The 14,314-nt window shown below is 50.8% G+C and carries 12 protein-coding genes and 1 pseudogene; 6 read left to right on the forward strand and 7 right to left on the reverse strand.

Annotation, left to right across the window (positions count from 1 at the left end; all coding sequences use genetic code 11):
- The first annotated feature begins 15 nt into the window (after window positions 1-15).
- The 3 genes from APU11_RS08475 to ompC all read left to right on the forward strand — a co-directional run bounded on the left by APU11_RS08475 (window position 16) and on the right by ompC (window position 6,106).
- Entirely contained in the window at window positions 16-900 is an 885-nt protein-coding gene (locus tag APU11_RS08475; RefSeq protein ID WP_058651291.1) for a hypothetical protein, read from the forward strand.
- 183 nt (window positions 901-1,083) lie between these two features.
- Complete coding sequence (gene nifJ / locus APU11_RS08480; protein ID WP_060578395.1) at window positions 1,084-4,608, forward strand: pyruvate:ferredoxin (flavodoxin) oxidoreductase; 3,525 nt, start codon at window positions 1,084-1,086, stop codon at window positions 4,606-4,608.
- A 388-nt stretch (window positions 4,609-4,996) separates the two neighbouring features.
- Window positions 4,997-6,106: a porin OmpC gene (ompC, locus tag APU11_RS08485; protein ID WP_058651289.1), complete on the forward strand. Its 1,110-nt coding sequence runs from the start codon at window positions 4,997-4,999 to the stop codon at window positions 6,104-6,106.
- A 335-nt stretch (window positions 6,107-6,441) separates the two neighbouring features.
- On the opposite strand, the gene APU11_RS28800 is transcribed toward ompC, so the two are convergent.
- The 6 genes from APU11_RS28800 to msbA form a co-directional block, all read right to left on the reverse strand.
- On the reverse strand, window positions 6,442-6,519 hold the full coding sequence (locus tag APU11_RS28800; RefSeq protein ID WP_223232805.1) for a hypothetical protein: 78 nt from the start codon (window positions 6,517-6,519) through the stop codon (window positions 6,442-6,444).
- A 65-nt stretch (window positions 6,520-6,584) separates the two neighbouring features.
- Window positions 6,585-7,010 (reverse strand): GFA family protein, encoded by a 426-nt coding sequence (locus tag APU11_RS08490; RefSeq protein ID WP_058651288.1) that lies wholly within the window; start codon window positions 7,008-7,010, stop codon window positions 6,585-6,587.
- Between the two features lie 3 nt (window positions 7,011-7,013).
- A complete protein-coding gene (locus APU11_RS08495) occupies window positions 7,014-7,211 on the reverse strand; it encodes a hypothetical protein (RefSeq protein WP_013096459.1) in 198 nt (65 codons plus the stop codon).
- A 39-nt stretch (window positions 7,212-7,250) separates the two neighbouring features.
- Entirely contained in the window at window positions 7,251-7,700 is a 450-nt protein-coding gene (locus tag APU11_RS08500) for a hypothetical protein (protein ID WP_023621170.1), read from the reverse strand.
- Between the two features lie 101 nt (window positions 7,701-7,801).
- The gene (locus APU11_RS08505) at window positions 7,802-8,185 is read right to left on the reverse strand and encodes a DUF1294 domain-containing protein (RefSeq protein WP_058651287.1); all 384 of its coding nucleotides are present in this window, start codon (window positions 8,183-8,185) and stop codon (window positions 7,802-7,804) included.
- An 87-nt stretch (window positions 8,186-8,272) separates the two neighbouring features.
- Window positions 8,273-10,030 (reverse strand): lipid A ABC transporter ATP-binding protein/permease MsbA, encoded by a 1,758-nt coding sequence (msbA, locus tag APU11_RS08510; protein ID WP_060578397.1) that lies wholly within the window; start codon window positions 10,028-10,030, stop codon window positions 8,273-8,275.
- A 1,330-nt stretch (window positions 10,031-11,360) separates the two neighbouring features.
- Here msbA and APU11_RS08520 point away from each other — a divergent pair.
- The 3 genes and pseudogenes from APU11_RS08520 to ttcA all read left to right on the forward strand — a co-directional run bounded on the left by APU11_RS08520 (window position 11,361) and on the right by ttcA (window position 12,892).
- Entirely contained in the window at window positions 11,361-11,579 is a 219-nt protein-coding gene (locus APU11_RS08520) for a YgdI/YgdR family lipoprotein (RefSeq protein ID WP_032618552.1), read from the forward strand.
- A 72-nt stretch (window positions 11,580-11,651) separates the two neighbouring features.
- Window positions 11,652-11,907, forward strand: a pseudogene (locus APU11_RS28805) (site-specific integrase); the annotation flags it as partial.
- A gap of 49 nt (window positions 11,908-11,956) precedes the next feature.
- The gene (gene ttcA / locus APU11_RS08525) at window positions 11,957-12,892 is read left to right on the forward strand and encodes a tRNA 2-thiocytidine(32) synthetase TtcA (protein ID WP_013096454.1); all 936 of its coding nucleotides are present in this window, start codon (window positions 11,957-11,959) and stop codon (window positions 12,890-12,892) included.
- Between the two features lie 46 nt (window positions 12,893-12,938).
- Here the strand turns inward: ttcA and dbpA are convergent, their stop codons facing one another.
- Entirely contained in the window at window positions 12,939-14,312 is a 1,374-nt protein-coding gene (dbpA, locus tag APU11_RS08530; RefSeq protein ID WP_058651285.1) for an ATP-dependent RNA helicase DbpA, read from the reverse strand.
- Window positions 14,313-14,314 lie beyond the last annotated feature (2 nt).

The raw sequence follows: 14,314 nt of genomic DNA on the forward strand, positions 1-14,314 counted from the left end.
TAAGGATAATAATCAATGCCGATTTACAATAAGTCGTTTTGCGTAGCCGTGCTCGCGCTGTGTTCTTTTCATGCCCGGGCTGAGCAGTGCTCACCCGAAAGCGTAAACAAAAATAAAACCAATAATTTCATTCTACTGCAACAGCAAATTAATGGAGCAATACCTAAAACGATTGAGACCAGGATTGAGAGTCTGGACGGTTACATCCGTACAACAATAAATGCGAGTTACAACCGCTGTGGCGAACTTCTTGGCGGCAGTATGCTGGAGGTAAAAACAGCAACCTATCCTCAATCTGTTCTTGTGATTACCAGTGCGATAAAACTCAGTAAAGCGGATTACGGCTGGCGCATCCTTGTCGATGGCAAAGGCATCGGAACGTACAAGCGCAACCAAAAATCGACACTGTTATTCCGTCATAATGTTGAAGGTATGTATTTGCTAAACAAAAAAGGGATTATCAGTAAAGCAGTTAACCGCGGCACCATTACTGCCACAACGCCGGGGGAGAAAGATCGAACCAGCATGGGCACCATTCTGTATACCCTCAATACAACAGGGGCTCTTACCCGTTCAGAAAACAAAAGTAACCTGGCGATTGAGAATTACCGCACGGAGTACGAGTACGACACGCATCATCGCCTGACAAAAAGGTATACACCTAACGTCGTGGATGAGTATGTTTACGATGATGCAGGTCGCCAGCTGACCTGGACGAACACCGAGACCTGTTACACTATCGAAAAAACGGTGAATACCTGTAAGGAATGGGACACTAACGGGGAATGTATCCAGGCGGATATCGACATCACTATCTCCTCACCAGATAACGACAAAGGCAAGGCTTTTGAGTACAAACATAAAGCAGCCATGACAGCGACTTATCAATACTGGAACTGAATTATTTAAGATTTAGAAGGGTTTTTCGCCAAAAGTTTGATCTACTCATTGATGGTGAGAATACCGAGGACACAAATGCGAAAATCGCAAAATCCGGCCTTTGCTAAAATAAGGGAATAATATTCAGGGTCTGACCAGGTTTACGGACCCCTCTTTTTTTGCGCAATGTAAGGGTGTCGTCCTATGCAAACTATTGACGGTAATGGTGCAGTCGCGTCAGTCGCGTTTCGCACCAGCGAAGTTATCGCCATCTACCCGATTACGCCAAGTTCTACAATGGCCGAACAGGCAGATGCCTGGGCAGGAAACGGGTTAAAAAATGTCTGGGGCGATGTCCCGAGAGTCGTCGAAATGCAGTCCGAAGCGGGTGCGATTGCCGCGGTGCATGGTGCGCTGCAGACGGGAGCGCTCTCCACGTCGTTTACCTCCTCACAGGGATTGCTGCTGATGATCCCGACGCTGTACAAACTGGCCGGTCAACTTACCCCGTTTGTCCTGCACGTCGCGGCACGAACCGTTGCTACCCACGCGCTCTCCATTTTTGGCGATCACTCCGATGTGATGGCCGTGCGTCAGACCGGCTGCGCCATGCTGTGCGCCAGCAGCGTTCAGGAGGCCCAGGATTTCGCGTTAATTTCCCATATCGCGACGCTGAAAAGCCGCGTGCCGTTTATTCACTTCTTTGATGGTTTCCGCACCTCCCACGAAATCAACAAAATCGTGCCGCTGGCAGACGACACCCTTCTCTCGCTTCTGCCGCAGGTGGACATTGATGCCCATCGCGCCCGCGCACTCAACCCGGAACATCCGGTGATCCGCGGGACATCGGCCAACCCGGATACTTACTTCCAGTCCCGCGAGGCGACGAACCCGTGGTACAACGCGGTATATGACCATGTGGAACAGGCGATGAACGATTTCGCTGCCGCCACCGGACGGGAATATAAACCGTTTGAATATTATGGCCATCCACAGGCGGAACGCGTGATTGTGCTGATGGGTTCAGCCATTGGCACCTGTGAAGAAGTCGTGGATGAACTGCTGACGCGCGGCGAGAAAGTTGGGGTGCTGAAAGTTCGCCTTTTCCGCCCGTTCTCAGCGAAACATCTGCTCTCTGCGCTGCCGGAGAGCGCACGAAGCGTGGCCGTGCTCGATCGTACCAAAGAGCCTGGCGCACACGCAGAACCGCTGTATCTGGACGTCATGACCGCACTGGCGGAAGCCTTCAGTAACGGCGAGCGCGAAACGCTGCCGCGTGTCATTGGCGGACGTTATGGTTTGTCGTCCAAAGAGTTCGGTCCGGATTGCGTGCTGGCGGTGTTTAATGAGCTAAGTGAAACGAAGCCGAAACCTCGCTTTACGGTCGGTATTTATGACGATGTCACTAATCTCTCACTGCCCTTGCCGGAAAACACCCTGCCCTCCGGCGCGAAACTTGAGGCGCTGTTCTACGGTCTGGGCAGCGACGGCAGCGTTTCGGCAACCAAGAACAACATCAAGATCATCGGTAATTCCACACCGTGGTATGCACAGGGTTACTTCGTCTATGACTCCAAGAAAGCCGGCGGGCTGACCGTATCCCATCTGCGCGTCAGCGAACACCCTATCCGCTCGGCGTATCTCATTTCGCAGGCTGATTTTGTCGGCTGTCACCAGCTGCAGTTTATCGATAAATACCAGATGGCCGAACGTCTCAAACCTGGCGGTATTTTCCTGCTCAACACGCCGTACAGTGCGGATGAGGTCTGGGCGCGCCTGCCGCAGGAAGTGCAGGCGGTGCTTAATCAGAAAAAAGCGCGGCTTTTTGTCATTAACGCGGCGAAGATTGCCCGCGAATGTGGTCTTGCCGCGCGCATCAACACCGTCATGCAGATGGCGTTCTTCCACCTGACAAACATTCTGCCGGGCGACAGCGCCTTAATGGAACTGCAGGGCGCGATCGCCAAAAGTTACAGCAGTAAAGGCCAGGAATTGGTTGAACGCAACTGGCAGGCACTGGCGCTGGCGCGCGAGTCGCTGTCTGAAGTACCGCTCCAGCCGGTGAATGCCAGCAGCCCGAACCGTCCTCCGGTGGTTTCTGATGCGGCTCCAGATTTTGTTAAAACCGTAACGGCGGCCATGCTGGCGGGGCTGGGCGATGCCCTTCCCGTCTCCGCCCTGCCGCCGGATGGCACCTGGCCGATGGGCACCACCCGCTGGGAAAAACGCAACATCGCCGAAGAGATCCCAATCTGGAAGGAAGAGCTGTGTACCCAGTGCAATCACTGTGTGGCAGCGTGCCCGCACTCTGCCATCCGGGCCAAAGTCGTTTCTCCGGACGCGATGGAATCGGCCCCATCCAGCCTGCATTCGCTGGATGTGAAATCCCGCGATATGCGCGGACAGAAATACGTTCTGCAGGTTGCACCCGAAGATTGCACCGGCTGTAACCTCTGCGTCGAGGTCTGCCCGGCCAAAGACCGACAGAACCCGGATATCAAAGCCATCAATATGATGTCGCGGCTGGAACACGTGGAAGAAGAGAAAGTAAATTATGACTTCTTCCTGAACCTGCCGGAAATCGATCGGAGCAAGCTGGAACGTATTGATATCCGTACCTCACAGCTGATCACGCCGCTGTTCGAATACTCTGGTGCCTGCTCCGGCTGCGGGGAAACACCGTACATCAAACTGCTGACGCAACTGTACGGTGACCGGATGCTGATCGCCAACGCGACCGGCTGTTCGTCTATCTATGGCGGTAACCTGCCGTCCACCCCATACACCACCGACGCCAACGGCCGCGGCCCGGCATGGGCGAATTCGCTGTTTGAGGATAACGCCGAATTTGGTCTTGGCTTCCGCTTAACGGTGGATCAGCACCGCGCACGCGTGATGCGCCTGCTGGATCAGTTTGCCGATAACATCCCTGCCGACCTGCACGCTGCGCTGCACGCTGAAGCCACCCCTGAGGTTCGTCGCGAACAGGTTACGGCGCTTCGTAATGCCCTTCAGGGCGTTGACGGCGCAGAACAACTGGTGACCGACGCTGACGCCCTGGTTGAAAAATCGATCTGGCTGATTGGCGGCGATGGCTGGGCGTATGACATTGGCTTTGGCGGGCTGGATCATGTGTTGAGCCTGACCGAGAACGTGAACATCCTGGTGCTGGATACCCAGTGTTATTCCAATACCGGCGGACAGGCGTCAAAAGCCACGCCGTTAGGAGCGGTAACAAAATTTGGCGAACACGGGAAACGCAAGGCGCGTAAAGATCTCGGCGTCAGCATGATGATGTATGGCCACGTGTACGTTGCGCAAATCTCGCTCGGCGCGCAGCTTAACCAGACGGTGAAAGCGATTCAGGAGGCGGAAGCGTATCCGGGCCCATCGCTTATCATCGCCTACAGCCCTTGCGAAGAGCATGGTTACGATCTGGCGCTCAGCCACGATCAGATGCGTCAGCTGACCGCCACGGGCTTCTGGCCGCTGTATCGCTTTGATCCTCGCCGGGCAGAGGAAGGCAAGCTGCCGCTGGCGCTCGATTCACGCCCTCCGTCAGATGCCCTGGCTGAGACACTGCTGCAGGAGCAACGCTTCCGTCGCCTCAATGCGCAACAGCCAGAGGTGGCTGAGCAGTTGTGGAAAGATGCCGCCGCCGATCTGCAAAAACGGTACGACTTCCTGGCGCAAATGGCCGGGAAAGCGGAAAAATCCACCAGCGAATAATCCCCATGCCCGGCTTGTCCGGGCATTTTTATGCCATAAAAAAAGCCCGGTGTATTCACACCGGGCCAGACCAAATAATCCCTGAGCATCACGTTAAATGAATAAATGATATTCATGGGAATTATGGATAATAATCTTAAAGGCATATAACGGGGCAGACATTACCTGATTTACCGCATGATTAATAATTTTAATTTATTATGTTTTTCACTAAAACATTCATCAAACAAATTAACATTTCCGCAGAACAATTCCCTTTAGATTTTACTCACTTCGTAACAATTATAATTTATTACTCTTTCAGCGGAGTGATTTAGCATGTGACAACTCTCCGCAAAGGAAAGTTCAACAGGTAATTAAATAAAAACAACCGCAAAGGAATACCATAATGCAAAGAAAAGTACTGGCCCTGATGATTCCGGCTCTGTTAATGGCTGGCGCTGCGCATGCAGCAGAGATTTATAATAAGGATGGCAATAAATTAGATCTGTACGGAAAAGTAGATGGTTTGCACTACTTCTCTGATGACACGTCTAAAGACGGCGATCAGACCTATATGCGTTTGGGTTTCAAGGGCGAAACCCAGATCAACGACATGATGACCGGCTACGCACAGTGGGAATACAACATTCAGGCAAATAACACCGAAGGGTCTGACAACCAGTCCTGGACACGTCTGGCCTTCGCCGGTGTGAAAGTGGGTGACTACGGTTCCTTTGACTACGGCCGTAACTATGGCGTTCTGTACGACGTGGAAGGCTGGACCGATATGCTGCCAGAGTTCGGCGGCGACTCTTACACCTATGCCGATAACTTTATGACCGGTCGTGCCAATGGCGTAGCAACCTACCGCAACACCGATTTCTATGGCCTGGTGCCGGGTCTGAACTTTGCTCTGCAGTATCAGGGTAATAACGAAGATGCCAGCAATAACCAGGAAGGGACCAATAATGGTCGCGACACGCGTCATGAGAACGGTGACGGCTTCGGTATTTCTACCACCTATGATTTCGGTATGGGAATTTCAGCGGGGGCGGCCTATACCTCTTCTGACCGTACCAACGATCAGGTGAGAAATACAACCGCGGGCGGGGATAAAGCGGATGCCTGGACCGCGGGTCTGAAATATGATGCCAACAATATCTATCTGGCGGCCATGTATTCTGAAACCCGCAATATGACCCCTTACGGCGACAACGAAAGCGCCGTGGCGAATAAAACCCAGAACTTCGAAGTAACCGCACAATACCAGTTCGATTTTGGTCTGCGTCCGGCAATTTCCTACCTACAGTCGAAAGGTAAAGACCTGGGCAACGGTCAGAGCGATCAAGACCTGGTTAAATATGCAGACGTAGGCGCAACCTATTACTTCAACAAAAACATGTCCACCTATGTGGATTATAAAATCAACCTGCTGGATGAAGATGACAGCTTCTACAAAAACAACGGTATCGGTACCGATGATGTCGTTGCATTAGGCCTGGTTTACCAGTTCTGATGATCAGAGCCCGCAGCATCATGCGGGCTCACCTTTTTTGAGGTTAGTCGCACAACAGCACGCTATCGCGAGATTGTTGAGGATAAGTTGAAAGACTGCGGGTTAGACTGCGCAGATATCCCCCTCATCATTAAGGATAACTGTGTTGTTTGGTCGTGTTTCCCTTGCCCTACTGGCTCTTTTAGCGTGTTTGTGGATGGCGTTAATTTTCGATTTCCGCGATATTGTTGGGCACCTCGGCACGCTCTTAAATCATCTCGACAGGCATTAACAGTGAGCCTTTGAAAACAAAAAGCCACCAGCAGTGCCGGTGGCCGTGATACCCTTCGTGAATGCTATTTTTTCACGGGCTGAGGCTTTTTATCCCCTGATTCAGGCGCCTCACGTGGGTCGTCTTTTTCAACACTAAGCATAATGTCTCCTCTTTAAGATACCCACTTCCCACTATAGTCAGCGTTAGCACAATGTGGCCAGGCGGCTAGGACGCTTGTGTTGGCGCGCGTTTGCGAAAAGAGAGATAGCCAAAGACCCCACTTTCGCCATCCGCAGGATGGTTAACCCCATCCATCACCGTCACTTCCGGGAAATCGAACGGAGAGACATTTTCAAAACAGGCGACATTTACACCGTATTCATTGGGATCAGAACGCCGCTGATGGAAGGTATAAATCCCGCAGACCGAGCAGAAGAAATGACGAGCTGTACCGGTATTAAAGCGGTACTCCGTAAGTTTATCCTCGCCTTTGGTGACGGTTATACCGGTTAACGGTGCAGAGACCACAACCGCCCCTCTCATCCGACAAAAAGAACAGCTACAGCGACGGGCGGTATTTAACCCATCGGTTAACGCAACGGTGAATGCCACTGCACCACAGTGGCATCGGGCATGACGGATTTCTGCCATCGTTTACACCCCTTTTCTTACCAGTTCAGCGGCCTTGACGAACACCTCATCCTCTACGCCGTCACCCTTTTGCCTGCCGAGTCTTAGCAGTTCATCAACAATGCTGTTACGATCGATCGGTTTCTGTGCCGAAACAAGCCCGATAACGGCAGCACCAATCGCCAGCCCAACTAACCCGGTTTGTTCATCTTTGTTCTTCATGTTCATGCTCCTGATACCACAAACAAGCGTAGCAGGATTTTAAAAACGCGGTGTCAGACCGTATTTCGGCGATTTGATATTTGCGGCCCAAATCTTGATATCGTTTTGCAGGAGAAGGGTGAAATCTGAATTCAGATGCGCCACCAGGGCATTGACGCTGTTTGCATCGACCACTGAAAAATGTTCAATTCTGTTCGACCCAACCTGAACACAGTAATAGCTGGCGGGCAGCACTTTACCATTCACATTAAGCGGCAGCGTATTTTTTCCGCATTGCCCTTCGGTGATGTATGAAACCACCAGATTAGCGGATTTTTTCCCGGGCTGAGATACGCTCACCATTACCGGAAAACCTTCCGACGTCTGCGTCATGTCATAAAGAACGGCATTTTTTATATACCAGGTATTATATTCCCGCTCCTGAAACGTCGACCAGCCAGGCGCTGAATAAAACATCAGCGCTGCCAGCGTAATACATTTTATTTTCATGAGATGCTGTCATCCGTGTTGTTGCACGTATTATTCAGAACGGACAAAAAACAGCAACCCACCAGGATTTGGCCTACTACTATTGGCAGTAATGATGCTCATTAGCGAACAACAAAACCAAAATGATACAGCGCCACCGTGGCCAAGATGCTCACGACCACAGACATCAAAAACCAGGTTTTGAACGGCTGCTTTTGCGTTTTATGGTGAAAGATCTGTTGACCCATAATGGCGCCGGGCCACCCGCCCACAACGCCGAAGACCAGTAAGGTTACTTCAGGTATCCTGCGCATTCCTTTCCGTGCTGCCATTTTATCGGCGCCGTAAATAACCATAGTCAGGACGTTAATGAGCAGGAACCATATGGCGACGGGCCAGGCGGAAAAGAGACTGCCGATAGCAATACAGAGTAGCAGGAAAAAACAAAATTTATTCAATGTGTTAGGTCCATTCACAGGATATGTAAGCGTATTCAGAGAAGGCATTATACGGTATCTTGCGCATGAATCAGGTTTGGGTGACATTACGGGATACCCCGCTTTTGCAAGCGGGGTAAAAAGCGTGAATGTGACTTAACTGTTTGACGCACCGAATTGCATTTTGTGAAGCTGTGCGTACACCCCATTGTGCGTCAGCAATTCCGCATGGCTTCCGCGTTCAACGATAACGCCATCTTCAACAACAATGATTTCGTCAGCTTTTTCGATAGTCGACAGACGATGCGCAATCACCAGTGATGTACGGTTCTTTTGCAGTTCCTCGAGCGCAGACTGTATAGCGCGTTCCGATTCCGTATCCAGGGCTGACGTTGCTTCATCAAGGATGAGTATTGGACTGTCCCGCAACAGTGCGCGTGCAATAGCGATACGTTGCCGTTGCCCACCAGAAAGCAGTACCCCGTTTTCACCGATGATGGTATCAAGACCGTTATCCATCTTGTTGATAAAGTCCATCGCATTTGCCATACGCGCGGCATTCTCGATCTGGTCACGGGTGTACTGCTCCGTACGACCGTAGGCGATGTTGTTGGCAACCGTGTCGTTGAACAGGTGGACATTTTGCGACACGAGCGCCACCTGGTTACGAAGCGACTGAAGGGTATATTCTCGCAGGTCGTGGCCGTCCAGCAGAATTTCACCTTCATCAATATCATAAAATCGCGTCATCAGGCTGGCGATGGTTGATTTACCCGAGCCGGAACGTCCGACAAGGGCAACGGTCTTACCGGCAGGTATGTTCAGGGTGATATTGCGTAGCGCTGGGGCCTCACGTCCCGGATAGGTAAACGTCACATTGCGAAATGCAACCTCCGCTTTTGCGCGTTCAAGTACGCGCTGACCTTCATCTTTTTCCTGTTCGGAATCAAGAATAGTGAACAGCGTCTGGCAAGCGGCCATCCCGCGCTGGAACTGTGCGTTCACATTGGTCAGGGATTTAAGAGGCCGCATCAATGCAATCATCGATGTGAAAACGACGCTAATCGTTCCCGCCGTCAGGGTCGCCATAACACTCGGGAAGCTGGCAGCATAAAGAACAAACGCGAGTGCCAGGGAGGCAATAAGCTGAATAACAGGATCGTAGATTGACGATGCGGACATCATTTTCATTCCCTGCAAACGCATCTTATTGCTGACCTTATCAAAGCGTTTTGTTTCAACGTCCTGACCGCCGAAAATTAATACTTCTTTATGGCCTTTAAGCATCTGCTCAGCACTCGCCGTGACCTGCCCCATCGTATTCTGCATGCTTTTACTGATAGTGCGAAAGCGTTTGGACACCATACGAATAGTCACGGATATAACAGGTGCCAGTACAATCAGGATGATTGAGAGCTGCCAGCTATAGTAGAACATCATTGCGAACAAGCCGATGATTGACGCGCCCTCACGGATGACCGTTATCAGCGTACCTGATGACGAAGATGCGACTTGTTCGGAATCATAGGTAATCCGCGACAGCAACGTCCCGGTTGACTGTTTGTCAAAAAACGACACAGGCATGCCCATCAAATGGCGGAACAATTTCCGGCGCACATCCATCACCACTTTGCCCGAGACCCAGGAGACACAATAACTGGAAATGAAGCTGGTAATACCGCGTAGCGTCATCAATCCGATAACCACAACCGGCATCCATAACATGACAGAGCGGTCCATTTTGCCCACGCCATCATCCATTAACGGCTTTAGCAAAGACAGCATAAAAGGATCGCAGGCGGCATTTATCATTAATGCTAATGCCGCAACCAATAGCCCTTTCTTAAAAGGCGATATTATAGGCCAAAGACGGCGAAACGTAAGCCAGGTGGAAAGGTCTTTGTCAGTTTGCATACGGGAGCCTTAATAATGAGAGCCGTTGAGCATAACGTACAGTTTTAAAGGAGCCACTGCACAACGGTATTAAGCGTATGTTGTGTTACTTCAACGAATATCTAACCACTCGCGAAAAATAATTTCTTGCCCTGTTCTGTTCATTATGTTTATTTTATTTTTAACTTTATTCCACCCTGTTATCCAACCATCCGTTAACATATCCCACCCCAGAAAGAAATGAATAAAACAGAAGCAGATAAATCTTAATGTTTACTGATTGCAGTTTCTTTCACCGCATATAAGTTTTCGCTTTGTGCATGTTGATCATTTGTTATATTTACGACTAAAAATAGCCACACTGTATATACATGCTCCAGTTAAAAGACTGACAATCAGTAGCATTTTCAACCTGACGCACGTGAAACACTTCTCCTGCCGTATCTTTTATGCATGCTTCCTTCATTGACGTAAAAAGATGAAGATACAAGACACAACCCGCCAGGAAGCACCCAACTAAAAGACATACTTTTAAAACAGCCATCACCATTTCCCTCCTGCTTTGTACGGGGAAAACAGCTTAATAGCCTGAAGATGAATAGAATCTCAACACAGTGCAGTTTAAGTGGCTATTCGTGCAGGTCACGTTAAAGCTACGTATCAGCATGCAGGACCCCATCGTGAGGTCCCGGGTTGTTCTCTACTACTTATGAAATCGCTGCGCTATGCAGCCTGAAGATGATAAGCAGAAATCAATAACGCCTGGTCGTGGTGACCGGTGCTCTGTCTGTCCAGTCGGGACGTTCACCAGCCATGATCGCCCGTTGCTGAGACGGTGTTACAGATTGCGTTATATCAGGCATTGGCTTATAAACCGGTTTTTCCGCAGGAGTGATAACCACATCAGAACTACACCCTGAGCACAATAAAATCATAAAACCAAAAGTACTTAACTTAAACACTTTCAACCCTTCCAGTGGGATATCATCTTAAGGGAATCGTTCGCCAGTGATTGTCTAATCCGGGCCGCCAGCACATCAGTAAAGTCGCATGCGAGCTTCACATTCCCATACGCTGAAACGCAAGATAATAAGCAGCGATACAAGTTAAATCAATACTGATGCGAATGAAGAGCAACGTGAAATAGTCATAAAGGATTACATCTATAAAAAACGGATTTCAAATAGAAGCACAAGATTAAACGCCACATATACGGGTACGCTGTGGCCGTTTATTGCTCTTTTTTGCTTAAAATGGAAATTCCCTTTCGTTGACGAAGCGTTGCAATTCACTGTTGTTAAATAATGCTGTATTAAAACGATTGTAACTATAAAGTTAATTAGAGGTTAATATGAAGGGTGGTATTTTTGCATTTTTGGCATTAGGTGTCGCGTTAGCAATAACAGGGTGCTCAAGTGATTATGTTATATCGACCAAAGATGGACATATGATGACCACACATGGAAAACCAGAGCGAGATAAAGACACCGGTTTAATTTCATACAAAGATGCAGATGGCAGCATTCATCAGATCCATCAATCGGATGTGAAAGAGATTGTAGAAAAGTAACCACCTGATCTGTCCTTCCGTTTTACTGGCTCCGCCATTTTATTGAGCGGAGCTTGCCTGCCCTTACCCGCCGTATGTTATCTGTTTTAACGACCACGTCTCGCTGATGGCGAACAGAAAGCCGATTACGCTTTACCGCAAGTCGGCACAAGATCCTTCATCGCTGTAAAACGTGCTGGTATTCGCCGCCGGAATCCGTACCATACGCGACATACTTTTGCCCGCTGGCATTGACTGCCGGCGTTAACCCATCTTTCATAGCCAGACAGTTGCGGCATAGAATGCGTGGAAAATGAATGGCGAACAGGCGCTGATGCTTAACGATTAGCCGGCACGCTGAAAACTTTTGCCCCTGCTGGCTCCGAAGGTAGCAATAAATGCAAGACAATCAATCAAATACAAAGAAAGAACAGTACAACCTGAATAAGCTGCAGAAGCGGCTGCGCCGTAATGTGGGCGAAGCCATTGCAGACTTCAATATGATTGAAGAAGGCGACCGCATCATGGTTTGCCTGTCAGGGGGTAAAGACAGCTACACCATGCTTGAGATCCTGCGTAATCTTCAGCAGAGCGCGCCGGTGAAATTCTCCCTGGTGGCCGTAAACCTTGACCAGAAACAGCCGGGTTTCCCTGAGCATATCCTGCCGGAATATCTCGATAAGCTGGGCGTTGAGTACAAAATTGTCGAAGAAAATACCTACGGTATCGTAAAAGAGAAGATCCCGGAGGGCAAAACCACCTGCTCTCTCTGCTCTCGTCTGCGTCGTGGCATTCTGTACCGGACCGCGACGGAGCTGGGCGCAACCAAAATTGCTCTGGGTCATCACCGCGACGATATCCTGCAAACGCTGTTCCTGAACATGTTCTACGGCGGAAAGATGAAAGGCATGCCGCCTAAGCTGATGAGCGATGACGGCAAACACATTGTCATCCGCCCTCTCGCCTATTGCCGCGAGAAGGACATTGAACGCTTCTCCCAGGCGAAAGCTTTCCCGATTATCCCATGCAACCTGTGTGGCTCTCAGCCGAACCTGCAGCGCCAGGTCATTGGTGACATGCTGCGTGACTGGGATAAACGTTATCCAGGGCGCATCGAAACCATGTTCAGCGCAATGCAGAACGTGGTGCCTTCTCACCTTGCGGATGTTGAGCTGTTTGACTTCAAAGGCATCAACCATGATTCAGAAGTGGTGAATGGCGGCGATCTGGCGTTTGACCGGGAAGAGATCCCCATGCAGCCTGCAGGCTGGCAGCCGGAAGAGGATGATAATCAGTTTGACGAGCTGCGCCTGAACGTACTTGAAGTGAAATAATCCTGTCGCGTCTCAGAGTCCGTCTGAGACGCGTTTTTTCTGCCGCTTATTTCAGCAATCTGACCCGGCAGGTTTTGCCTTTAATTTTCCCGTTTTGCAGCTGCTTCCATGCTTTATGCGCAACCGCCTGGCGGATTGCCACATATACGTGTGCCGGATGAACGGTAATCTTGCCGATATCGGCGCCATCCAGTCCCATGTCCCCTGTCAGTGCGCCTAATACGTCGCCTGGACGCATCTTGGCTTTTTTGCCGCCATCAATGCACAGCGTCGCCATTTCGGCTTCGAGTGGCACAACGCGACCGTTCCCCGGGGTGTTCACCCAGTTAAGCTTTATCTGCAGCATTTCAGACAAGATATTGGCGCGCTGCGCCTCTTCCGGCGCGCAGAAGCTAATGGCCAGCCCGCTGTTTCCGGCACGTGCGGTACGCCCAATGCGGTGAATGTGTACTTCTGGATCCCAGGCCAGCTCGTAGTTAACAACCAGCTCCAGCGATTTAATGTCCAGCCCGCGTGCGGCGACATCGGTTGCAACCAGCACACGGGCGCTGCCGTTCGCGAAGCGAACCAGCGTCTGGTCACGATCGCGCTGTTCCAGATCGCCATGCAATGACAGCGCGCTTTGCCCGGCGGCATTCAGGGCATCACACACCGCCTGGCAATCTTTTTTGGTATTACAAAACACCACGCAGGAGGCGGGCTGGTGCTGGCTCAGCAATTTCTGCAGAAGCGGGATTTTGCCCTGCTGCGAGGTTTCAAAGAACTGCTGCTCGATGGCAGGCAGCGCATCCACGCTGTCGATTTCAATCGTCAGCGGATTTTTTTGTACACGACCGCTGATTGCAGCGATGGCGTCAGGCCAGGTCGCAGAGAATAACAATGTCTGACGATCTTCCGGCGCGAAGCGGATCACTTCGTCGATCGCGTCGCTGAAGCCCATGTCCAGCATACGGTCCGCTTCATCCATCACCAGCGTTTGCAGGGCATCCAGTGAAACGGTGCCTTTTTGCAGATGATCCAGCAGACGGCCAGGTGTCGCGACAATAATATGAGGCGCATGCTGGAGCGAATCACGCTGCGCCCCGAACGGCTGTCCGCCGCAGAGGGTTAAGATCTTGGTGTTGGGCAGGAAGCGCGCCAGACGACGCAACTCACCCGCGACCTGGTCAGCCAGTTCGCGGGTCGGGCACAGAACCAGAGACTGGGACTGGAACAGAGTGGCATCAATATGCTGTAACAGTCCAAGACCGAACGCTGCCGTTTTCCCACTGCCGGTTTTTGCCTGTACGCGAACATCGCGCCCCTCAAGAATGGCGGGTAATGCGGCCGCCTGAACAGGCGTCATCGTGAGGTATCCCAACTCGTTGAGGTTATCGAGTTGGGCGGCAGGCAGAACATTCAGGGTAGAAAAAGCGGTCACAA

It is taken from the genome of Enterobacter sp. 50793107 (assembly GCF_001463365.1).
In the GTDB taxonomy this organism is placed as follows: Bacteria; Pseudomonadota; Gammaproteobacteria; order Enterobacterales; family Enterobacteriaceae; genus Enterobacter; species Enterobacter cloacae.